Annotated in this window: 19 protein-coding genes; 6 read left to right on the top strand and 13 right to left on the bottom strand. The window is 74.8% G+C overall.

The genetic code is table 11. From position 1 onward, the window contains the following. Nucleotides 1-89: 89 nt before the first annotated feature. Nucleotides 90-1,034: a Ppx/GppA phosphatase family protein gene (locus tag ABD990_RS25805; protein WP_345383337.1), complete on the bottom strand. Its 945-nt coding sequence runs from the start codon at nt 1,032-1,034 to the stop codon at nt 90-92. Between the two features lie 108 nt (nt 1,035-1,142). Between ABD990_RS25805 and ABD990_RS25800 the strand changes: the two genes are divergently transcribed. After that, a complete protein-coding gene (locus tag ABD990_RS25800) occupies nt 1,143-2,750 on the top strand; it encodes an acyl-CoA dehydrogenase family protein (RefSeq protein WP_345383336.1) in 1,608 nt (535 codons plus the stop codon). Between the two features lie 16 nt (nt 2,751-2,766). On the opposite strand, the gene ABD990_RS25795 is transcribed toward ABD990_RS25800, so the two are convergent. From ABD990_RS25795 to eno, 4 genes are read right to left on the bottom strand one after another with little or no spacing between them, the layout of a single operon-like run. Beyond that, nucleotides 2,767-3,849, bottom strand: coding sequence for a winged helix DNA-binding domain-containing protein (locus tag ABD990_RS25795; RefSeq protein WP_345383335.1), 1,083 nt, complete (start codon nt 3,847-3,849; stop codon nt 2,767-2,769). Nucleotides 3,850-3,868: 19 nt separating this feature from the next. After that, nucleotides 3,869-4,351 carry a DUF501 domain-containing protein gene (locus tag ABD990_RS25790; RefSeq protein WP_345383334.1) on the bottom strand — a complete coding sequence of 161 codons (483 nt, stop codon included), beginning with the start codon at nt 4,349-4,351 and terminating at the stop codon, nt 3,869-3,871. Next, nucleotides 4,348-4,875: an FtsB family cell division protein gene (locus tag ABD990_RS25785; RefSeq protein ID WP_345383333.1), complete on the bottom strand. Its 528-nt coding sequence runs from the start codon at nt 4,873-4,875 to the stop codon at nt 4,348-4,350. The genes ABD990_RS25790 and ABD990_RS25785 overlap by 4 nt, the downstream gene beginning before the upstream one ends. A gap of 4 nt (nt 4,876-4,879) precedes the next feature. Then, on the bottom strand, nt 4,880-6,169 hold the full coding sequence (gene eno / locus ABD990_RS25780) for a phosphopyruvate hydratase (protein ID WP_345383332.1): 1,290 nt from the start codon (nt 6,167-6,169) through the stop codon (nt 4,880-4,882). Between the two features lie 176 nt (nt 6,170-6,345). Here eno and ABD990_RS25775 point away from each other — a divergent pair, with 176 nt between their 5' ends. The 4 genes from ABD990_RS25775 (at nt 6,346) to efeB (ending at nt 10,265) form a co-directional block, all read left to right on the top strand. Further along, complete coding sequence (locus tag ABD990_RS25775) at nt 6,346-6,756, top strand: tetratricopeptide repeat protein (RefSeq protein WP_345383331.1); 411 nt, start codon at nt 6,346-6,348, stop codon at nt 6,754-6,756. Nucleotides 6,757-6,955: 199 nt separating this feature from the next. Beyond that, complete coding sequence (gene efeU, locus ABD990_RS25770; RefSeq protein WP_345383330.1) at nt 6,956-7,780, top strand: iron uptake transporter permease EfeU; 825 nt, start codon at nt 6,956-6,958, stop codon at nt 7,778-7,780. Between the two features lie 20 nt (nt 7,781-7,800). Beyond that, entirely contained in the window at nt 7,801-8,946 is a 1,146-nt protein-coding gene (gene efeO, locus ABD990_RS25765; protein ID WP_345383329.1) for an iron uptake system protein EfeO, read from the top strand. 92 nt (nt 8,947-9,038) lie between these two features. Beyond that, nucleotides 9,039-10,265 carry an iron uptake transporter deferrochelatase/peroxidase subunit gene (gene efeB, locus ABD990_RS25760; RefSeq protein WP_345383431.1) on the top strand — a complete coding sequence of 409 codons (1,227 nt, stop codon included), beginning with the start codon at nt 9,039-9,041 and terminating at the stop codon, nt 10,263-10,265. Between the two features lie 207 nt (nt 10,266-10,472). On the opposite strand, the gene ABD990_RS25755 is transcribed toward efeB, so the two are convergent. The 4 genes from ABD990_RS25755 to ABD990_RS25740 all read right to left on the bottom strand — a co-directional run bounded on the left by ABD990_RS25755 (nt 10,473) and on the right by ABD990_RS25740 (nt 13,929). Then, nucleotides 10,473-11,162 carry a lysozyme family protein gene (locus ABD990_RS25755; RefSeq protein ID WP_345383328.1) on the bottom strand — a complete coding sequence of 230 codons (690 nt, stop codon included), beginning with the start codon at nt 11,160-11,162 and terminating at the stop codon, nt 10,473-10,475. 244 nt (nt 11,163-11,406) lie between these two features. Beyond that, nucleotides 11,407-12,318 carry a nucleoside triphosphate pyrophosphohydrolase gene (locus ABD990_RS25750; protein ID WP_345383327.1) on the bottom strand — a complete coding sequence of 304 codons (912 nt, stop codon included), beginning with the start codon at nt 12,316-12,318 and terminating at the stop codon, nt 11,407-11,409. A gap of 34 nt (nt 12,319-12,352) precedes the next feature. Continuing rightward, nucleotides 12,353-13,264, bottom strand: a complete 912-nt coding sequence (locus tag ABD990_RS25745) for a SurA N-terminal domain-containing protein (protein ID WP_345383326.1) — start codon at nt 13,262-13,264, stop codon at nt 12,353-12,355. A 50-nt stretch (nt 13,265-13,314) separates the two neighbouring features. Further along, a complete protein-coding gene (locus ABD990_RS25740) occupies nt 13,315-13,929 on the bottom strand; it encodes an RDD family protein (protein ID WP_345383325.1) in 615 nt (204 codons plus the stop codon). A gap of 287 nt (nt 13,930-14,216) precedes the next feature. Here ABD990_RS25740 and ABD990_RS25735 point away from each other — a divergent pair, with 287 nt between their 5' ends. Next, nucleotides 14,217-14,957, top strand: a complete 741-nt coding sequence (locus tag ABD990_RS25735; protein WP_345383324.1) for a VOC family protein — start codon at nt 14,217-14,219, stop codon at nt 14,955-14,957. A 25-nt stretch (nt 14,958-14,982) separates the two neighbouring features. Here ABD990_RS25735 and ABD990_RS25730 read toward each other — a convergent pair whose 3' ends face one another. The 4 genes from ABD990_RS25730 to mfd form a co-directional block, all read right to left on the bottom strand. Next, nucleotides 14,983-15,621, bottom strand: coding sequence for a response regulator (locus ABD990_RS25730; RefSeq protein ID WP_345383323.1), 639 nt, complete (start codon nt 15,619-15,621; stop codon nt 14,983-14,985). Next, nucleotides 15,603-16,718: a hypothetical protein gene (locus tag ABD990_RS25725; protein WP_345383322.1), complete on the bottom strand. Its 1,116-nt coding sequence runs from the start codon at nt 16,716-16,718 to the stop codon at nt 15,603-15,605. Before ABD990_RS25725 ends, ABD990_RS25730 begins: the two co-directional genes overlap by 19 nt. Further along, nucleotides 16,706-17,815, bottom strand: a complete 1,110-nt coding sequence (locus tag ABD990_RS25720) for a sensor histidine kinase (RefSeq protein WP_345383321.1) — start codon at nt 17,813-17,815, stop codon at nt 16,706-16,708. The genes ABD990_RS25725 and ABD990_RS25720 overlap by 13 nt, the downstream gene beginning before the upstream one ends. A 78-nt stretch (nt 17,816-17,893) precedes the next feature. Further along, nucleotides 17,894-21,490, bottom strand: a complete 3,597-nt coding sequence (gene mfd / locus ABD990_RS25715) for a transcription-repair coupling factor (RefSeq protein ID WP_345383320.1) — start codon at nt 21,488-21,490, stop codon at nt 17,894-17,896. Between the last annotated feature and the right edge of the window lie 61 nt (nt 21,491-21,551).

The following is a 21,551-nucleotide window of genomic DNA, read 5'->3' as shown; positions in this document are numbered from 1 at the left end:
CACCCGGGCGTCGAGATCGGCCGTGGTCGGCGCGGCCGGCGCCGCGAGCCGGGGCCAGCCCGGCCCCGGCGGCCCGCCCGCCGGCTCGCTCAGGCGATCGATCGCGCGATCCCGTCGAGGATGTCGTGCTCGGAGACGACGAGCTTCTCGATCCCGGCACGCGCGTGCAGCTCGTCCGCCAGCGCCTCGACGACGAGGGCGCCCGCACCGATGACGTCGATCCGGCCGGGGTGCAGCGCGCCGAGCTTGGCGCGCTCCTCCTTCGGCGAGGTGACGAGCATCTGGGCGACCCGGTGCACGTCGTCCCGGGTCAGGGTGGACAGGTGGACGGCTTCCGGGTCGTACTCCGGGAGCTCCTGGGCGATCCCGGAGAGCGTGGTGATGGTGCCGGCGACACCCACCCAGGTCCTGACCCCCTCGACCGACACGGCCTCGAAGGCCTCGTCGAGGATCTCCCGGGCGACCTTGCGGGCGTTGGCCACGTCCGCCTCGGCGGGCGGGTCGCCGGGCAGGCAGCGCTCGGTGAGCCGGACGCTGCCGACGTTCACGGACCGGGCCGCGACGACGCCGTCGGCGAGCGTGCCGACCACGAGCTCGGTGGAGCCGCCGCCCACGTCCGCGACCACGAACGGGCCGTCGTCCGGGTCGAGGTCGCCGACCGCGCCCTGGAAGGACAGCCGGGCCTCCTCGTCCCCGCTGATCACCTCGGCGTCGACGCCGAGCACCTCGCGGACCATGCCGAAGAAGTCCTCACGGTTCGTGGCGTCCCGGGTGGCGGAGGTGGCGACCATGCGGACGCGCTCGGCGCCCTTGCGGCGGATCGCGGCCGCGTAGTCGCCGAGCGCGGCGCGGGTGCGCTCGAGGGCCTCCGGGTCGAGTCGGCGGGTCGCGTCGACGCCCTTGCCGAGCCGCACGATCCGCATCTCCCGGTGCAGGTCGCGCAGGTCCTTGGAGCCGTCGAAGGTCTCGTGGACGTCGGCGATCAGCAGGCGGATCGAGTTGGTCCCGCAGTCGATGGCGGCCACCCGGGACATGCGCGCTCCTGTGGGGTCGGGGTCGGTCCCCGTCACCGTATCGGCAGCCGGGGCGGTCCGGGCGCCGCGACGGCCCCGATGGCGCGGCCGCCGGGTTACCCTCCGGTAATGACCGTGGCACCGGGCACCGAGCTGGGCACTCACACCGTCGTGAACCAGGTCCCGCCGCTCGAGGGGTTCGACCCGCTCGAGTGCGATCCCGCCCTGGGCGACGCGCTGCGCCGCGAGGGGGCGGCCCCGGACCTGAAGGCCCTCGCCCTGGCCGTCGGATCGGCGGAGTACCGGGAGCACGCGCGGCTGGCCAACGAGTACGAGCCGGTGCTGCGCACCCACGACCGGTACGGCCACCGGGTCGACGAGGTGGAGTTCCACCCGTCCTGGCACGCCCTCATGCGGCTCTCGGTGGAGAACGGCCTGCACGCGACCCCCTGGGCCGACGGCTCGCACCTCGCCCGCGCCGCCGGGTTCTACCTGGTCAGCGCCCTGGAGCAGGGGCACTGCTGCCCGATCTCGATGACCTACGCCGCGGTGCCGGCGCTGCGGCACGGCGAGCTGCGGTTCGAGGAGCGGCTCACCGCGCGGGTGTACTCGCCCGGCCTGGAGACCCCGCACACCAAGCGCGGGCTGCTCGCCGGCATGTCGATGACCGAGAAGCAGGGCGGCTCGGACGTCCGCACCGGCACCACCCGCGCGACCCCCGACGTGCACGGCACCTACTCGCTCGTCGGGCACAAGTGGTTCACGTCGGCGCCGATGAACGACCTGTTCCTCACGCTCGCGCAGGCGCCGGACGGCCTGACCTGCTTCGTCCTCCCCCGCGTACTGCCCGACGGCACCCGCAACGGGCTGCGCATCCAGCGGCTCAAGGACAAGCTCGGCAACCGCTCCAACGCCTCGGCCGAGCTGGAGTACCAGAACGCCGTCGGCTGGCGGGTGGGCGAGGAGGGCCGGGGGGTCGCGACCATCATCGAGATGGTCTCGATGACCCGGCTGGACTGCGTGCTCGGCGCCGCCGGCACCGTCCGGGCGGCCCTGTCCGAGGCCGCGCACCACGTGGCGCACCGCTCGGCCTTCGGCGCGCTGCTCGCGGACCAGCCGCTGATGCAGGCCGTGGTCGGCGAGCTGGCCGTCGAGTCCGAGGCCGCGACCACGCTCGCGATCCGGCTGGCCGGTGCCGTCGAGCGGGGCGAGACGGCGTTCCTGCGGCTGGCCCTGCCGGCCGCGAAGTACCTGGTCTGCAAGCGCACCCCGGCGGTCGTCGCGGAGGCGCTGGAGTGCCTCGGCGGGAACGGGTACGTCGAGGAGTCGCCGATGCCGCGGCTCTACCGGGAGAGCCCGCTGAACTCGATCTGGGAGGGCTCGGGCAACGTCACCGCGCTCGACGTGCTCCGGGCGATCGCGCGGGAGCCGGGTTCGGTCGACGCCGTGCTGGACGAGATCGCGCTCGCCCGGGGCGCGGACGCGCGGCTCGACCGGGCCGTCACGCAGCTGCGGGCGGAGTTCCGGGACCCGCAGCCGCGGCGGGCCCGGCGGCTGGCCGAGCTGCTCGCGCTGTGTCTGCAGGGCTCGCTGCTGCTGCGCACCGCCCCGGCCGAGGTGTCCGACGCCTTCCTCGCCGGCCGCCTGCAGCCCGACGGCCCCTGGCGCACCGCCGGCACCCTGCCCGAGGGCGTCCCCGCGAAGCCGCTGCTGGAGCGCGTCACCCCCACCGTGTGAGCGGTGCCCTCGGCGCTCAGGAGAACGAGACCCGGCCGGGCGTGCCGTCGCCGAGGAAGGCGGCGAGGCGCTCGCCCTCGGCTGCGACCTCGTCCCGCTCGGCGCGGGAGAAGGGCCGCAGCGGGGCGACGGCGACGGTCACCTCGCCGTCACCCGCGGACGACGTCCAGGTGGCCGCCACCCGGCCGTCGATCAGCACGTACCGCGCGCCCGCCACGCTCAGCAAGCGGTGCTCGTCGTCGATGATCCGTGAGCGGTCGTCGTAGCCGAGGACGGCGTTGTCGAAGGCGGGCAGGAAGCGCGGCGGCACGGGCAGGTCCGGGTCCGGCATCTCCTCCCCGGCCAGGTCCAGCAGCTCCCGGCCGCGCTCGTCCCGGTAGGTGACCAGCTCGGGCCGGAGCCGTTCGACGACGGCGGGCAGGCCGGTGAGGCCGGACCACACCCGGACGTCGGCCCGGGCGGCAGGCCCGTAGGCGCGCAGGTAGCGGCGGACCACCTCGGCGACGTCGAGCTCCGGCGCGGACGCGGCGCCCAGCCAGGCCTCGAGCGTGGTCGTGGCGCCCGGCCCGGTCCGGCCCCACAGCCCGCGCGGCGGCACCTGCACGAGCGGGACGACGGTGCTGAGCGCATCTCCCAGGTCGCGCACGGGCGCCCCGGGCCAGCGCCCCGCGAGCTCCCGGGCCACGTCCACGGGCGTGCGCGGCCCCTCGTGGAACAGGGGGCGCCCGGCCGCCGCCAGCTCGTCGAGGTCGACACCGACGAGCCGCCGGCCCAGGGTCCCCCGGACCTTCTGCACGAGCATCGTCTGGAACAGCGGCCGCATCCCGGCGCAGTCGGCGGCGGTGAGCAGGTGCAGGGTCCGGCGCATCATCAGCGCGCGGACCGCCCGGCGCTCCTCGAGCTGCGTGACCAGCTCCGCCGGAGCGAACCCGGCGAGCCGCGACCACAGCCCGGTGTACGGCTCGTGCGGCTCCTGGGCCTGCAGCCCGACGAGATGGGTCAGGGCCGCGGCCACCGGCGCGTCCCGCCGCACGGCCAGCCACTGCCGGTGCAGGGTCGCGCGGTTCAGGGTCCGCCGGTCCAGCCGTCTGACGCTCACGCCGGTCCCGTCGCCGACGTCAGGCGCAGTCGGTGCCGGTCCACCAGTCGCCGAGCAGCTCGAGCGCCTCGTCGCCGAACGGGTTCACGCCCGGCCCCTTGGCCAGCGCGTGCGCGACGTGGACGTGCAGGCACTTCACGCGGCCGGGCATCCCGCCGGCGCTGACCTCCGTGCCGAGCGGCTCGATCGCGTCCCGTTCGGCCAGGTAGGACTCGTGCGCCCGACGGTAGCGCTCCGCCAGCTCCGGGTCCTCCTCCAGCCGTGCGGTCATCTCCTTCATCAGCCCGGAGGCCTCGAGGGTGCCGATGCGCGAGGCCAACCGCGGGCACGTGAGGTAGTAGAGCGTCGGGAACGGGGTGCCGTCCGGCAGCCGCGGCGAGGTCTGCACGACGTTGGGGTGGCCCGACGGGCAGCGGGCGGCGACCGCCCGCATCCCGCGCGGGGGCCTGCCCAGCTGGGCGGCGACGGTCTCCCGGTCCTGCTCGGAGATCGTGTCGCTCATCGGGGTGCTCCTTCGGTCACGTCGCTCCACAGGGTCCGGTACCAGGGCGTGCCCTTGCGCGCGGCCTCGGCCTCGGCCGCCGACGGCGTGTCCGGCAGCTGCACCACGTAGGGCACCTCACCGGGCCGGACGTACCCCAGCCGCGAGCGCGCCTCGGCCGCGACCTCGTCCGGGTTCGACAGCCGCGCCTTCTGCTCCTCGAGCTGCGCGACCTCGGCCGCCAGCGCCCGCTGCTGCTCCTGCACCGCGGCCAGGTCCTGCCGCTGCGCGACGTAGTTGCGCAGCGGCACGGCCACGGTCAGCGCCAGCACGCAGACGACGATCGCGAGGATCGCCGCCCGCCGGGTCGAGGACAGCCCGAGCAGCCCGCTCGTGCGGGCGACGACCGTCCCCGCCCGGCTGCGGGTGCGGGTGAGCCGGGGCTCGCGCACGCGCCGCCCGCCGGGCGCGGGACGGGCCTGCCCGGCACCGCCCCGGTCCGCCCGGGTGGCGGCCCGTTCGCGGGCCCGCGTCTCACCCGCCACGCGGTCAGGCGCTCGGGGTGTACCGCGGGAAGGCCAGCTCGCCGGCGTAGCGCGCGGCGTCGCCCAGGCCCTCCTCGATGCGGAGCAGCTGGTTGTACTTGGCGACCCGCTCGGACCGGGCGGGCGCGCCCGTCTTGATCTGGCCGCAGCCGGTGGCGACGGCGAGGTCGGCGATGGTCACGTCCTCGGTCTCGCCGGAGCGGTGGCTCATCATGCAGCGGTAGCCGTTGTTGTGCGCCAGCGTGACCGCGTCGAGCGTCTCGGACAGCGTGCCGATCTGGTTGACCTTGACCAGCAGCGCGTTGGCGGCGCCGCGGTCGATGCCGTCCTCGAGCCGCTCCGGGTTGGTGACGAACAGGTCGTCGCCCACGAGCTGGACCTTGTCGCCGAGCGACTCGGTCAGCGAGACCCAGCCGTCCCAGTCGTCCTCGGCCAGCGGGTCCTCGATCGAGACCAGCGGGAAGGTCCCGACGAGCTCGGCCCACACCTCGGCCAGGTCCGCCGAGGACAGCTCCTTGCCCTCGTAGCGGTACACGCCGTCGGAGAAGAACTCGGTGGCGGCGACGTCGAGCGCCAGCACGACGTCCGTGCCGAGGGTGAAACCGGCCTTGCCGATCGCGGTGGAGATGAGCTCCAGCGCGCCCTTCGTGCCGCCCGCGACGTCCGGCGCGAAGCCGCCCTCGTCGCCGAGCCCGGTGGACAGGCCCTTCTGCTTCAGCACCGACTTGAGCGCGTGGTAGACCTCGGCACCCCAGCGCAGGGACTCGCGGAAGGACTCCGCGCCGATCGGCGCGACCATGAACTCCTGCACGTCGACCGAGGTGTCCGCGTGCGCGCCGCCGTTGAGGATGTTCATCATCGGCACCGGGAGCACGTGCGCGTTCGGCCCGCCGACGTAGCGGTACAGCTCCAGCCCGGCGGACTCGGCCGCCGCCTTGGCCACCGCCAGCGACACGCCGAGCAGCGCGTTGGCGCCCAGGCGCGACTTGTCCGGGGTGCCGTCCAGGTCGACGAGGCGCTGGTCGACCAGGCGCTGGTCCACCGCGTCCATGCCGGTCAGCTCCGGGCCGATCTCGTCCAGCACCGCGGTGACGGCCTTCTCGACGCCCTTGCCGCCGTACCGCTTCGGGTCCCCGTCGCGGAGCTCGACGGCCTCGTGCTCGCCCGTCGACGCCCCGGAGGGGACCGCGGCACGCTCCAGCGTCCCGTCGTCCAGCGCGACCTCGACCTCGACCGTCGGGTTGCCCCGCGAGTCGAGGATCTCGCGCGCGCCGACCTGCTCGATGACAGCCACCCAATAGCTCCTGTTCTTCCCGGCTCGCCGGAACTCGCGGGTCAGGGTAACCACCGGGCCCGTGATCAGGGCGCCGAACCGCCGCCGAGCCCCGCACGTCACGCCCCGGTGCGCGCCCGTCGCCGCGTGTCAAGACCTCGCGGATCGCCCGCGCGCGGCCTACCGTAGGAATGACCATGACGAGTCAGCCTGCACCGGGACCCGGTCCGCGCGCCCGCAACCGCGTCTTCGAGGGGTTCCGCCGGGCGGAACTGCTCCTGGCCGACCGGCGCCCGCTCGACGCGCTGCAGGCCCTGCTCCCCGCCCTCGAGAGCCAGCCCAACGACGCCTCGGTCCACCTGCTCGCGGGCCGCGCCTACCTCGACTCCGCCCAGCTCGCCAAGGCCGAGGAGGCCTTCTGCCGGGTCCTCGAGCTCGACCCGGCGGACCACTACGCGCGCTTCGCGCTCGGCAAGGCGCTGCAGCGGCAGGGCCGCCTCGGCGAGGCGAAGGGGCAGCTGCAGATGGCCACGGTGATGGACCCGCGCCCGGAGTACCAGGAGGCGCTGGGCGAGGTGCGCGCGCGGATCGCCCGCATCACCGAGTAAGCCCGGGGCCCGTCACCGGCTGCGCGCTCCGTCCATCACGGTTGCGCCTCGCGGCCGGACAACGATCGCAAATCGGACATAAGTCCTGGTCAGAGGGCTCTCGAAGCCCTACCCGTCCCCCGTTCGGGAAGCTAGCCTCACCTCGGTCCACTGAGCCTCACCTCACGGGAGGCACGCCGAAGCAGAGGAGAGCAGGACGGTGCTGGGCAACGCCCTGATCGGGCTCCGCGAGGGACTCGAGGCCTCACTGGTCGTCAGCATCCTCGTGGCCTTCCTGATCCGCACCGACCGCCGGCGCGAGCTGCCGAAGGTCTGGGCGGGCGTCGCGTTCGCGGTCCTGGTCAGCGTCGGCGTCACGCTCGGGCTCACGCTCGCCGAGCAGGCACTCACCTTCGAGGCCTCCGAGGCGCTCGGCGGGGCGCTCTCCATCGTCGCCGTCGGCTTCGTCACCTGGATGATCTTCTGGATGCGCTCGAACGCGCGGGCGATGAAGGCCGACCTCGAGGGCAGGCTCGAGGCGGCCATCAGGATGGGTCCGATCGCCGTCGTCGTCATGGCCACCCTGGCCGTGGGCCGCGAGGGCCTCGAGACGGCCGTGTTCTTCTTCGCCGCGGCGCAGGCCGCCGGCGAGACCGTCCGGCCGCTGATCGGCTTCCTGATCGGCATCGCGCTCGCCGTCCTGATCGCCTACGCCATCTACCGCGGCGCCATGCGGATCAACCTGGCGAAGTTCTTCACCGTCACCGGGTTCTTCCTGATCTTCGTCGCCGCCGGGATCCTCGCCTACGGCGTGCACGACCTGCAGGAGGCCGGGATCCTGCCCGGCCTCACCACCCTGGCCTTCGACGTGAGCGCCGCGATCCCGCCGGACTCGTGGTACGGCACCCTGCTCAAGGGCGTCCTCAACTTCTCCCCGCAGACCACCGTGCTCGAGGCGGTCGTCTGGTGCCTCTACGTCGCCGTCGTCCTGACGCTGTTCCTGTTGCCCCAGCGCACGCGGTCCACCACCGCAGCCACCGCGTGACATCACCGAGGAGAACGCCCATGTCCCGCAGGACCTCTGCCGTCGCCGTGGTCGCGGCCGGCACCGCCCTGCTGCTCGCCGGCTGCACCAGCACGGCCCGACCCCCGGCCGCCCAGGGAGGCGGCGGGCCGATCTCGGTGACCGCGAGCGACACCGCCTGCGACGTCTCCGCCCGCGAGGCCCCCGCCGGCAACATCTCCTTCACCGTGAAGAACACGGGCACGAAGGTGACCGAGTTCTACCTCTACGACACGGGCGACCGGATCATGGGCGAGGTCGAGAACATCGGCCCGGGCCTGTCCCGGAACCTGATCGTCGAGGTGCCCGATGGCGGCAGCTACACCACGGCCTGCAAGCCCGGCATGGTCGGCGACGGCATCCGCGCCCCCTTCACCGTGACCGGCACGGCCCAGCGCTCCACGGACACCGACGCCAAGCTCGCCGAGGCCACGGCCGGCTACACCCGCTACGTCACCTCGCAGATCGAGGCGCTGGTCGCCAAGAACAAGGAGTTCACCGCCGCCGTCAAGGCCGGGAACGTGGACCAGGCCAAGGCCCTGTTCCCGGTCGCGCGGACCTACTGGGAGCGGATCGAGCCGGTCGCCGAGTCCTTCGGCGACCTCGACCCGAAGATGGACGGCCGCGAGGACGACGAGCGCGAGCCGGGCGTCGGGTTCACCGGCTACCACCGCCTGGAGAAGGACCTGTGGGTCGACGGCCTGCAGCCCGACTCCGCGCAGATCGCCGACCAGCTCGACGCGGACATCCTCGACCTGCAGAACCGCGTGAAGACCGTCGAGTTCACGCCGGTCCAGCTCGCCAACGGCGCCAAGGAGCTGCTCGACGAGGTCGCCACCGGCAAGATCACCGGTGAGGAGGACCGCTACTCGCACACGGACCTCTGGGACTTCAAGGCCAACGTCGAGGGCAGCCAGGCCTCCGTCGCCGCGCTGCGCCCGGTGATCGACGAGAAGGACCCGAACCTGGGCCCGACGCTGGACCAGCGCTTCGCCGCCGTCGAGCAGCTGCTCGAGGGCTACCGCACGCCGGACGGCGGGTTCGTGCTCTATACGCAGCTCACGCCCGAGGACACCAAGAAGATGAGCGACGCGGTCGACGCCCTGGCCGAGCCGATCTCGCAGGTCGCGGGGGTCGTCACGTCGTGAGTGCGAGCCGGCCCCCGTCCACGGACCCGAGCAGCCCGCCCGTCGAGCCGCCGCCGACCGTCCCGCCCGCCGGCGGGGACGGCGGGGGCGGGCTGTCCCGACGCAGGCTCTTCGGCTACGCGGGGGCCGGTGTGGCCCTGGCCGGCGCCGGGGCCGCGATCGGCTACGCCGCCGGGGCCTCCGGCGGCGGGCCGGAGCGCCCGGGCGTCGTCCCGTTCCGGGACGTGCACCAGGCCGGGATCGTCACGCCGGCGCAGGACCGGCTGCACTTCGTCGCGCTCGACCTGACCACCACCGACCGGGCCGAGGTCCAGCGCGTGCTGCAGAAGTGGACCACCGCGGCCGAGCGGATGACGGCCGGGCAGGAGGTCACCGAGAACGGCGCCGTCGGGCTCAACAAGTACGCCCCGCCGACGGACACCGGCGAGGCGCTCGGGCTGCCCGCCGCGTCGCTGACCCTGACGATCGGGTTCGGCGCGTCCTTCTTCGAGAAGCTGGGCCTGCAGGACCGGATGCCCGCCGCGCTGGCCCCGCTGCCCTCCTTCACCGGCGACGACCTCGACCCGGCGCGGTCCGGCGGCGACGTCTGCCTGCAGGCCTGCGCCGACGACCCGCAGGTCGCCGTGCACGCGATCCGAAACCTCGTGCGGATGGGCTTCGGCACGGCGTCGGTCAGGTGGTCGCAGCTCGGGTTCGGCCGCACGTCGTCGACCTCGACGGCGCAGGACACCCCGCGCAACCTGTTCGGCTTCAAGGACGGCACCAACAACCTCAAGGCCGAGGAACCCGCCGAGCTCGACACCCACGTGTGGGTCCAGCAGGGCGACGGGCCGGACTGGATGGTCGGCGGGTCGTACCTCGTCGCCCGCCGGATCCGGATGCACATCGAGACCTGGGACCGCACCTCGCTCGACGAGCAGGAACAGATCGTCGGGCGCAGCAAGGGCGAGGGCAACCCGCTGAGCGGGCAGAAGGAGTTCGACCTCGCCGACCTCTCGGCGAAGGGCGCCGACGGCGAGCCCGCCATCCCGGTCGACGCGCACATCCGGCTGGCCGCTGCGGAGACGCAGAACGGCGCGAAGATGCTGCGCCGCGGCTACAACTTCGTCGACGGCTCGGACGGCTCCGGTCACCTCGACGCCGGGCTATTCTTCCTCGCGTTCGTCCGCGACCCGCACACGCAGTTCGTGCCGGTCCAGCGGGCGCTCGCGAACAAGGACAGGATGATGGAGTACCTGGAGCACAACGGCTCCGCGCTCTTCGCGATCCCACCCGGCGTGAAGGACGGGCAGTACTGGGGCCAAGGCCTCTTCGCCTGACCGGCCCCAGTGCTCCGCGAGTCGCGCCCTGGGCTCCCGCGAGTCGCGCTCCGAGCTTCCGCGAGTCGCGCTGTGAGCTCTCGCGAGTCGCGCTGTGAGCTTCCGCCAGTCGCGTTGTGGGCGTTGTGGGCTCCCGCGAGTCGCGCTGTGAACTCCCGCGAGTCGGCCGTCTCGGGTGCCCGAGTTGCACATGTTCGGCGTGGGGCCTCAGCCCGCCGTGGCATACCGGTCCGCCGCGGCCCAGACGTCCCGCGCGTAGCCGACGGACCGGTTGTAGGCGAGCACGCCGTCCCACCAGCCGTCGCCGTCGGTCGTGTCCCGGTTCGCGGAGCACAGGTAGGCGGCGGCGGCGCGCGCGGCGGCGTCGACGTCCTGCGGGTCGCCCTCGCCGAAGCGGGCCCAGGTCCCGGGCAGGAACTGCATCGGCCCGACGGCCCGGTCGTGCACGGCGTCGCCGTCCAGCCGGCCGCCGTCCGTGTCCGGCACGGCGCGGGTGCCGTTCGACCCGTCGAGCCGGATCCCGACGATGGGTGGCGTGGCGATGCCGTCGACCATCCTCGAGCCGTTGATCCGTCCGTGGTTCGACTCGATCCGCCCGATGCCCGCGAGCGTGTTCCAGGTCAGGCCGCAGCCGGGAGTCCGCACGCGCTGGATCTGCTCCGCCGCGGCGTAGGCCTGCAGCACGCGGGCCGGGATACCCGTGGCCCGCGCGCGTTCGGCGGCCCACGCCGCCGGGTCCGCGTCGGAGGGCACGGCCGGTGCGGGCGTCACGGGAGTTCCGCGTGCGACGACGCCCGGCCCGTCCGATTCCCGGCCGGACTGCCCGAGGGTCGCAACGCCGAGCACGAGCAGCCCCACGACGCCGAGAACACCGAGAAGGATCGCGAAGGGCCGCACGACTCCGACGCTACGGACGGGAACTGAGAGCGGTCTGAGGCCGGGCGCTGGGGAACGCGACTCGGACACCCGAAACTGCCGACTCGCGCTACGGGAACACCCACTCACGGAAGCTCACGACGCGACTTGCGGAAGCTCACAGCCCGACTCGCGGAAGCTCACAACGCGACTCGCGGAAGCTCACAGCCCGACTCGCGTGAGTTCAGCGCGGCTCACGGTGCCTGGTGCGGCCGCCCGAGGCGGGTCAGGCGGGCCAGGCTCGGCGCCAGGACTCCGGGTCGAGGGAGTGCGGGTCCTCCCCCTCCGCGGCGGCGGCCGACTCCGCCGCGCGGACCCGGTCGGCGAAGGCGCGGGCGGCGGTGCGCAGTTCGGCCTCGGGGTCGGCGCCGGTCAGCTTCGCCTGCGCGACCTGCCGGAACAGCTCCTCACCCACGCCGTCGCCGGCGGGCAGCAGGTCCGCGGGGAGTCCGGCCCTAGCGGTGCGCGAGACCAGCTTGGCGGCGAGGGCGACCGCCGGCTGGCCCAGCGGCACCCCGTCGACGGACGAGCTGCGCTGCTTCTCGGCGCGCTTGAGCTCCTCCCACCGCCCCTCCTGCGCGGTCGCCGTCTCGATGCGCTCGGACCCGGCGAACACGTGCGGGTGCCGCCCGACGAGCTTGGCCACCAATCCCTCGGCGACCGCGTCGATGTCGAAGGCGCCCTCGGCCGCCTCCTGCGCCACCCGGGCGTGGAACAGCACCTGGAGCAGGACGTCGCCAAGCTCCTCGCGCATGTCGGCGCGGTCGCCGTCCTCGATCGCCTGGTACAGCTCGTAGCACTCCTCGACGAGGTACTGCAGCAGCGACCCGTGGGTCTGCTCGGCGTCCCACGGGCAGCCCCCCGGCGAGCGCAGCCGGTCCATGACGGCGACGGCGTCGAGCAGCGCGGCACCGTCGGGCTCGGGCACCGGCACGGCGCCCTCCCGCGGCTCGCAGGTCAGCAGCACGGCGTCGTCCGGCAGCTCGTCGCCGGCGGGCTCCGCCCCTGCCGCCCGCACGAGCTCCTCGGGCACCGAGGGGTCCGCGTACACGGCGGACGCGGCGCGCAACGCGGGCAGCGCGGCGGCCGGCAGGACGGCGCCGAGCCGCCGGGACAGGACGATCACCGTGGGAGCCACGCCCCCAGTCTCCCCCGGTGCCGACCGGCCGGGCTCAGCCCCCGGCCGGCCCGATGATGCTGCCGGCCTGCTGCCCCTCGGCGACCACCCGCATCCGCACCGGGTCCCACACGCCGAACCGCGGGTTGACCTGGACCTCGCCGGCGTCGGGCTGGGTCAGCCGTTCCCCGATCGACGCCAGCGTGTCCTGGTCGATCGAGGTCGCCGCCGGCGGGCCCTCGGCCGGCGCGTTCGTCACGCGGTCCGTCACGTGCAGCACCAGCCAGACACCCTGACCCGGCGACGGCTGGAAGGCGACGGTCTGCCCGGCGGGGGTGCCGAACAGCACGGTGGTCGCGCTGTCGGGGTCGGTCGCGGCGCGGTAGGTCTGCCCGCTCTGCGCGTTACGCGGGTCGGCCAGCACCTCGCGGGCCCGCTCGCCGCCGGCGGCGAGGGCGCGGGCCTTCTCCTCGGCCTCGGCCTGTGACGTCGCGGCGACGAGATCGGCGGTCACGGCGAGCCCGTCGACGTACTTCTCGGCCAGGGCGATCGCGAGCAGCCGGTCCCGGGCCCGCTCGCGCAGGGCGGCACCCTCGAACAGGGTGCGGTCCAGCTGCAGGGCCGACGGATCGGCGAGCAGGGCGTCGACCCGGTCCTCGCCGACCGCGATGCCCTCGCGCGCCGCCGCCGCGGTGAGCAGCTCGTGGCTGACCTGCGCGCTCACGACGTACCGCGCGACGTCCGCGTCGGCGATCTCGCCGGTGCTCTGCGCCGTGAGCTCCGCCTTGTGCGCCAGCGCCGTGTCGATCCGGCTCTGGACCTCGGCGAGGCCCACCGACCGGTCGTCGACGATCACCGCCGACCCGACCTGGCTGGGGCCGCTGCCGCAGCCGGCGGCGACGGCGGCGACCGCGCACGCGGCGACGATCACTCGGCCGATCCGGCCCGGGCTCCCGATGCTCCGCACGGCCGTCACCTTCTCACGCCGGGACGTGCGGCAGATCACCCTCCCCGGGTTCAGCCCACCCGGACCACCACCGTGTCGCAAACCTTGTCCGCGAACGTCTGACGCCGCTCGTCCCACAGCGGCCAGAGGTAGCCGAGGTACAGCGGCGCCGAGTCGAGGACGTGCGCGAGCTGGCGGGCCAGCGTCGCCCAGAAACCGAGCGTGCCGCCGTCGCGGGCGCGGACGAGCCGGGTGCCCATGAGCTGCTTGCCGAGGCTCTGCCCGGTCCGGCCCTGCCGGTAGCAGCTGTTCCACAGCGCGAGGACGAACGCGGCCAGGTAGAAGACGACGGCGATCCCGAGGACGACGCCGGCGTCGCTCGAGAACGCGAGACCGACCAGCCCGAGCGAGGCGACGACGCCCGGGATCAGCCCGTCGACGAGCGCGGACCCCACCCTGCTGCCCCACGACGCGTAGTCCGGCCGGGGCAGGGCGGGCTGCGGCAGGTAGGGCGCCGGGTACTGCGGGGCGTAGGGCGCGGGGTACTGCGGGGCGTACCGGGCGCCGTACGGGGACCCGTACTGCGGCCCGTACGGCCCTCCGGCCTGCTGCGGGTACTGCGGCGAGTTCTGCGGCGGGTACGGCTGCCCCGGGTGCGGCGTGTGGGGCGGCGGGGTGACGGTCACGGGGTCCTCCGGTGGGCGGGGTCGGCGCGGCGATCGGCTCGGCACGAGCTCGATGTCGGCACGGGGGCACCGACATCGGCTGGTCGGTGCGCACTCGACCGGCATCCCGCCCCCGTTAGCGCGCGGTGTGAGCAGCACCTGGACGGGTGTCGGGCGATCGCCGGACCCCTGCCCGCCCGCCCCTCGCCTACCGTCGTGGCTGCCCGGTGCCTGCGGTCCACCGCCCCGCAGGTGCCGGGCCCCGCGAGATCCCTGCGATCCGTCGATCCGCCCCGTACGCTGCGGCGATGACGCACCGGCTGGCCAACGTCGTGGTCGACAGCGCGGACCCGCGGCGCCTGGCGCGGTTCTGGGCCGAGCTGCTGGGCTGGCCGGTCGCGCACGAGGCGGCGGACGAGGTGGACGTCCGCTCCCCGCACGCGCCCTGGACCTTCGACCTGGTCTTCGTGCCGGTGACGGAGCCGCGGAACGGGAAGAACCGGATCCACCTCGACCTCGCGAGCTCGTCGCCCGGGCACCAGCTGGAGCTCGTCGAACGGGCGGTGCGGCTGGGCGCCCGGCCCGCGGACGTCGGCCAGCACGCCGTGCCCTGGGTGGTGCTGGCCGATCCCGAGGGCAACGAGTTCTGCGTGCTCGAGCCCCGCCCGGAGTACGCGGAGACGGGCGCGGTGGCCGCGGTCGTGGTCGACGTGCCGGAGCCCTCGGCGGCCGCGGCGTTCTGGTCCACGGCGGCGGGCCTGCCCGTCGGTCGCGACGACGGCGGCGTGGCCGGTCTGCGCCCGCCGCCCGGCCTGCCGTGGCTGGAGTTCCTGCCGGCGGCGGCGCCGAAGGCCGGCAAGGACCGGCTGCATCTCGACGTCGACCCCGTCGGGGACCAGGCGGCCGCGGTCGCCGAGCTGGAGCGGCGCGGTGCCGTCCGGGCCGACATCGGGCAGGGCCCGGAGGCCTCCTGGGTCGTCCTGGCCGATCCCTGGGGCGGGGAGTTCTGCGTGCTCCGCCCGGGGGTGACGGGCCCGGGAGACCGCTGAGGCGCCCCGGCACCCAGCGGGTCTCCTACAGCCCGGCGAGGTCGATCAGCCCGTCCTGCAGGGCGCGGGCGACCAGCGCGGCCTTGGTGGTGGCCGGGCGGCCGGCGTCGGCGTACTTGATCCGGACCCGGCCGATGTAGGTGTCCACGGTCTTGACCGACAGGTGGAAGCGCTGGGCCACCAGCTGCTTCGAGTCGCTCTCGAACCAGGCCAGCAGGACCTCGCGCTCGCGCTCGGACAGCACCGGCCGGTCCGGCCGGCGGTCCGCGGCCATCGCCCCGCCCAGCACCGGCGGCGTGTACGGCCGGTCCTGGACCACGGCGTACAGCGCCGGGATCAGGTGCTCCGGCCCCTCGGCCTTGGTCAGGTAGGTCGCCGCGCCGAGCTCCAGGCAGCGCAGGGCGGTGTCGCTGTCGGCGTGCTGCGAGTAGACGACGACGCGCCGGCCGGCGTCGACGAGCCGGGTCAGGTCCCCGAACGCGGGCGTGCCGGGGGCGAGCTGCAGGTCGAACACGACGGCCTCGGCGTCGGGTTCCTCGAGCGCCACCTCCACCCGCGGCCCCGCGGCCAGCACCCGGATCTCCGGACGGGCGCGGGCACACCAGGCCCGCACGCCGTCGACGATCGCCGGATGATCGTCGACGATCACGATCGAGGGGCCCATCTCGCCTCCACCCATGTCGCACCCCCGGCCTCGACGGTGCTCGTACCCACGTCCGCGACGTCCGGCAGCGGTACCCGCGCAGCGCCGTCCGTCACCACCCCGACCACCACCGCCCCGCCGACGCCGGCGAGGGTGACCCGCGCCGCCGCCCGGGCGGCGTGCAGGGCCGCCTCGGCCGAGGCGAGCAGCGCCCCGGCCGCGTCGGGGGGCGGGACGGGCCGCGGGCCGCGCTCGGAGTACCGCACCACCACGCCGCGCCGTTCCGCGATGTCGATCAGCGCGGCCAGCTCGGCGGCCAGGGCGTCGTCGGCGTCGCCCTCCTCGGCGAACATCCGGCGCAGCCGTGCGGCGGCCCGCGCCGCCGCCTGCTGGACCTGGGCGTCCGACGGGTCGAGCGTGCCCTCGCCGATCCCCTGCAGCAGCGGCAGCGCCACCGCCCGCAGCTCCGCGTACCGGGCCTCCCGGTCCGCGTGGACCGTGCGGGCGACCTCCTCGGCCGTGCGGGCCCGTGCCTCCGACTCCGCGGCCTCGACGGCCTGCCGGGCGACCGCCCGCAGCGCGGACCCGGCGAGGGCGACGGCCAGCTGGAAGGAGGTGACGGCCACTGCCGTGATGCCGAACGCGACGAGCGTGACGCGGTCGGTCCGACCCGTCGCGACCAGCAGACCGAGCACGATCAGCAGGTGCCCGAGGATCAGCGCGACGAGGCCGCGCAGCGGGGCCCCGGCGAACAGCAGCACCCAGATCCATCCGACGACGCCGAGCGTCCCCTGCGCCGGACCGCCGAGCTCCGCGGGATCGAGGGCCAGTGGCATGGTGACCGCGAGCGCGAGCACGCCAAGCGCCACCGGCGCTCGGGCGCGGCCCCAGAAGCAGTGCCGGGCCACCAGCAGGGCGTCGACAGCCGCGACGGCCACGAGCAGGGCCCAGCCGACGGGCGCCGCCCAGGCCGGGTGGTACGCGGCGACGGCGGCGAGCAGGTTCGGCAGGGTGAGCCCGAAGAGGATCACCAGCGTGATCACGGTCTGGGCGATGCGCAGGCCGCGGAGCAGCCGGGCGGACAGCTCGCCGTCGAGCTCGCCGCTCACCGGGGCCACTCCAGCCGCACCTCGGTGCCCTTGCCCGGCGCGGACGTCACGACGGCCCGGCCACGGGCCCCGGCCATCCGCTCCGTCACCGACAGGGCCAGCCCGAAGCGACCCGCGGGCACCCGCTCCGGGTCGAACCCGCACCCGTCGTCCCGGACGGTCACTTTCGCCCTGCCCGCGTCGACGACCGCGGCGACCTGCGCACGTCCGGTCCCGGCGTGCCGCGCGACGTTCTCCAGTCCCTCGGCCAGCGCCCCGCCGAGCGCGCCGGCGGCCTCCGCCGGCAGCCACAGGTCGCCGTCGGCCTCGAGGTCCGCGGGGATCCGCGCGGCCCCGACGACCCGGCGGACCACGTCCTGCAGGCAGCCGCCGGGGGCGGGGGCGCCGGTCAGCGCCGCGACGTCCCGGGCCACCTGCTCGCGCAGCCACGGCTCCCGGCCGTCGACGCCGCCCAGGCCGACCATGAGCAGCGTGCTCGCGGCGGTGTCGTGCACCGTCGCCCAGTGTGCGCGCTGCTCCGCCCGCCGCGCCCGGGCCAGCTCGGCCTCCCGGTCGGCGGCGAACCGGCGTGCCATCCGCTCGTCGGCGAGGTCGCCGCCGCGGTGAACGAGCCGCCACACCAGCCGGGACAGCGCGGCCTCGACGGCGGTCCAGATGCCGCCGACGGCCAGCCCCTGGGCCACCGTGACCTCCGGCGCGAGCGCGGCCCCGACGACGAACGCCACGCACACCGCCGCCGCGGCGACGGCGCCGGGCAGCGGCCGCACGTGCCACTGCAGGGCGACGACCGCCACGGAGGCGACCGGCGAGACCCACCCCAGCATGTGCAGGAGCAGCACCGGGTCCACGAGCAGCGGCTGGGCCAGGCACAGCGCGCACATCAGGCCGACGTCGGCGACCCACACGCCGGTCCGCGGCCGGGTGCGCATCAGGTACAGGTAGGCGAGGCTCCACCCGAACAGCGCGGCGGCGACCGCCCCGGTGACCACCGGCCCGGCCGGCGGGTCGGTGAACGGCGCGGCCACGGCCATCAGCATCCCCACGAGCGCCCGGGCGCCCGCGGCGAAGCGCAGGGCGAACCGGTCGAGGAGGGACGCTGTCGGCATGTCGGCTGGCTGGTCGCGCGGCGCGACCACCCCGTTACAACCTGCTGCTCAGGGACTGAACGACTGTCCAGCGTCCCCTCAGGCGTTCACCGTGGCCGGGGCCGCCAGTTCCGTCACCAGCGCCGTCAGCCAGTCGAGCAGCTCGGTGTCCCGCAGCGGCGCCCCGCCGATCCTGTTGCCCGCGGCCGGCTTCGGCACCGCGACGAGCCGCGCCGCCGGCTTGTACTGGCCCTTGGGGTGCAGCCGCTTGAACCGCATCTGCCGCGACTCGGGCAGCTCGACAGGGCCGATCCGGATCTGCGTGCCCGCCACCGCGACCTCGGCGATGCCCAGCGCGCGGCACAGCTGCCGGAACCGCGCGACCGCGAGCAGGTTGAGCACCGGGGTCGGCGGCTCGCCGTACCGGTCCCGCAGCTCCTCGACGATGGCCTCGAGGGCCGCCTCGTCCGCCGCCTCGGCGATCTTGCGGTAGGCCTCGAGGCGCAGCCGCTCGCCGTCGACGTAGTCGTGCGGGACGTGCGCGTCGACCGGCAGGTCCACCCGCACCTCGGCCAGCGGCTCCGGCTCCTCCCCGCCGGGCCCGCCGCCCGCCTGCTGGCGGAAGGCGGCGACGGCCTCGCCGACCAGGCGGATGTACAGGTCGAAGCCGACGCCGGCGATGTGCCCGGACTGCTCCGCGCCCAGGATGTTGCCCGCGCCGCGGATCTCCAGGTCCTTCATCGCGACGGCCGCGCCCGAGCCCAGCTCGGAGTGCTGCGCGATCGTGGCCAGCCGGTCGTGCGCGGTCTCGGTCAGCGGGTGCTCCGGCGGGAACAGGAAGTACGCGTACCCGCGCTCGCGGCCGCGCCCGACGCGTCCGCGCAGCTGGTGCAGCTGGGAGAGGCCCAGCGTGTCCGACCGCTCGACGACCAGCGTGTTGGCGTTGGAGATGTCCAGGCCGTTCTCGACGATCGTCGTGCAGACCAGGACGTCGAACTCCCGGTGCCAGAACGCGTTGACGGTCCGCTCCAGCACGTCCTCGTTCATCTGCCCGTGCGCGACGCCGATCCGCGCCTCGGGCACGAGCTCCTGGATCCGCTTGGCCGCCCGGTCGATCGAGGTGACCCGGTTGTGCACGTAGAAGACCTGGCCGTCGCGCAGCAGCTCGCGCCGGATCGCGGCGGCGACCTGCTTGTCGTCGTAGGCGCCGACGTAGGTCAGCGTGGGGTGCCGGTCCTCCGGCGGAGTGGTGATCGTGGACATCTCGCGGATGCCGGCGAGGCTCATCTCCAGCGTCCGCGGGATCGGCGTCGCGGACAGGGTGAGCACGTCGACGTGGGTGCGCAGGGCGGTGATGTGCTCCTTGTGCTCCACACCGAAGCGCTGCTCCTCGTCGACGATCACGAGCCCCAGGTCCTTCCAGCGGACCCCGGTCTGCAGCAGCCGGTGCGTCCCGACCACGACGTCGACGGTCCCCGCGGCCAGCCCCTCGATCGTCTCCTTGGCCTCACCCGCGTCGGTGAACCGGGACAGGCCCTTCACCGTGACCGGGAAGGCGCGCATGCGGTCGGAGAAGGTCTGCAGGTGCTGGGTCGCCAGAAGCGTGGTCGGCACCAGCACGGCGACCTGCTTGCCGTCCTGCACCGCCTTGAAGGCCGCGCGGACGGCGATCTCGGTCTTGCCGAACCCGACGTCCCCGGAGATCACCCGGTCCATCGGCACCGGGCGCTCCATGTCCCGCTTGACCTCGTCGATCGCCGCGAGCTGGTCCGGCGTCTCGGTGTACGGGAAGGCGTCCTCGAGCTCGCGCTGCCACGGCGTGTCCGCCCCGAACGCGTGCCCCGGCGACGACTGCCGCGCGGCGTAGAGCTGCACGAGGCCGGCGGCGATGTCCCGGACGGCCTTGCGCGCGCGGCCCTTGGTCTTGGCCCAGTCCGCGCCGCCGAGCTTGTTCAGCGAGGGCTGCTCGCCGCCGACGTAGCGGCTGATCTCGTCGAGCGCGTCCGTCGGCACGAACAGCCGGTCCGCGGGCTGGCCGCGCTTGCTGGAGGCGTACTCCAGCACCAGGTACTCGCGGGTGGCGCCCTGCACGGTGCGTTCGCGCATCTCGACGAACCGCCCGATGCCGTGCTGGTTGTGCACCACGTGGTCGCCGGGCTGCAGCGCGGCCAGGTCCACGGCGTTGCGACGACGGGCGGGCATCTTCCGCGTGGTCGTGTCCAGGCCTGCCCGGGTGCCGGTCAGGTCCGCCTCGGACAGCAGCACCAGGCCGATCTCGAGGGCCGTGAAGCCGTCCGAGATCCGCCCGCAGGTGACCGTGACCAGCCCCTTCTCCGGCGCGTCCGTCAGGTCCTCGAGCAGCGTCGCGGGGACCTCGGCCTCGCCGAGCTGCTCCAGCGAGCGCTGCGCCGTGCCCTGTCCGGCCACGACGAGCACCGCGGCGCCACCGGCGGCGGTGTGCGCGCGCAGGTCGACGAGCGCGCGGTCGGTGTCGCCCCGGTAGGACTCGATCTCGTGCATGCCCGGGACCACGGCGTCGTCGGCCCCGGACAGCAGCGGGGACAGGCTGACGACGGGCCGGCCGGTGGCCGTGGCGTGCTCGAGGACCTCGGTGAGGTCCCGGTAGGCCGAGGCGCCGACGTCGATCGGCGCGGTGCCGCCGGTGCCCGCGGCGAGCCAGCTGGCCTCGAGGAACTCCTGGCCGGTCCGGACGAGGTCGCGGCTGCGGGTGCGGATCCGCTCGGGGTCCGCGAGCAGCACGCGCGAGCCGGCGGGCAGCAGGTCGGTGAGCAGCTGCAGCTCCCCGCCCTGCTGAGGGTCGGCTCCCCGAGCTCCGCCTCCGACCAGCGCGGGGATGAGCGACTCCATGCCCTCGGCCGGGATGCCCTGGGCGAGGTGCTCCAGGAGCTCGCGCAGCTGCGGGTTGTTCTCGTGCTCGCGGGCCAGCGCGGCCGCCTTCTCGCGGACCGGCGCGGTGAGCAGCAGCTCGCGGCAGGCCGGCGCGACGACCTCGGTGACCTGCGGCTCCTCCATCGAGCGCTGGTCGGCGACCGAGAAGGCGCGCAGCTCCGAGACCTCGTCGCCCCAGAACTCGATGCGGACGGGGTGGTCGGCGGTCGGTACGAAGAGGTCGAGGATGCCGCCGCGGACGGCGAACTCGCCGCGCGCGGTGACCATCTCGACGCGGGTGTAGGCCAGCTCGACCAGCCGCTCCAGCAGCTGCTCGAACTCGTACTCGGTGCCGACGCGCAGCGTGATCGGGTCGAGCGTGCCCAGCCCGGGCGCGACCGGCTGGATCAGGCTGCGCGCGGCGGTGGCGACGAGCCGCGGCGGGGCTCCGGAGCCCAGCGCACGGAACAGGGTGAGCCGGCGGCCGACGGTGTCCGGCCGCGGCGAGAGCCGCTCGTGCGGCAGGGTCTCCCAGCTCGGCAGCACCGCCACCGATGCCGGGTCGATCAGCTCCGTCGCGGCCGCGGCCAGCTCCTCGGCCTCGCGGTCCGTGGCGGTCACGGCCAGGACCGTGCCCTCCTCGGCCAGCCCGGCGGCCAGGAACGGGCGCAGCGCGGCCGGCCCCTCCGCGCGCACGGCGGGGGTGTCGGCCGTGCGGGCGTCGACCACGCGGGCGGCGTCGAGCGCCGCGCGCAGACCGGGATCGGAGAGGGCGGCGGTGAGCAGACCGGACAGGGGTGCGGCCACGGGACTCCTCACGAAGGCATGCGGACAGACCCCTACCCGGGTCGGATGCCCGTCGGGGGTC

Source organism: Pseudonocardia yuanmonensis (assembly GCF_039542425.1).
In the GTDB taxonomy this organism is placed as follows: Bacteria; Actinomycetota; Actinomycetes; order Mycobacteriales; family Pseudonocardiaceae; genus Pseudonocardia; species Pseudonocardia yuanmonensis.
Note: the sequence above shows the minus strand (reverse complement) of the source record. Positions and strands in the feature narration are given on the sequence as shown.

Bases quoted from the DNA above. Each gene is read 5' to 3' on its own strand.
- ABD990_RS25775 (WP_345383331.1), top strand. From the start codon at position 6,346: ATGACGAGTCAGCCTGCACCGGGACCCGGTCCGCGCGCCCGCAACCGC.
- ABD990_RS25805 (WP_345383337.1), bottom strand. From the start codon at position 1,034: ATGTCCCGGGTGGCCGCCATCGACTGCGGGACCAACTCGATCCGCCTG.
- efeO (WP_345383329.1), top strand. From the start codon at position 7,801: ATGTCCCGCAGGACCTCTGCCGTCGCCGTGGTCGCGGCCGGCACCGCC.
- ABD990_RS25735 (WP_345383324.1), top strand. From the start codon at position 14,217: ATGACGCACCGGCTGGCCAACGTCGTGGTCGACAGCGCGGACCCGCGG.
- ABD990_RS25730 (WP_345383323.1), bottom strand. From the start codon at position 15,621: ATGGGCCCCTCGATCGTGATCGTCGACGATCATCCGGCGATCGTCGAC.
- ABD990_RS25790 (WP_345383334.1), bottom strand. From the start codon at position 4,351: ATGAGCGACACGATCTCCGAGCAGGACCGGGAGACCGTCGCCGCCCAG.
- ABD990_RS25800 (WP_345383336.1), top strand. From the start codon at position 1,143: ATGACCGTGGCACCGGGCACCGAGCTGGGCACTCACACCGTCGTGAAC.
- ABD990_RS25720 (WP_345383321.1), bottom strand. From the start codon at position 17,815: ATGCCGACAGCGTCCCTCCTCGACCGGTTCGCCCTGCGCTTCGCCGCG.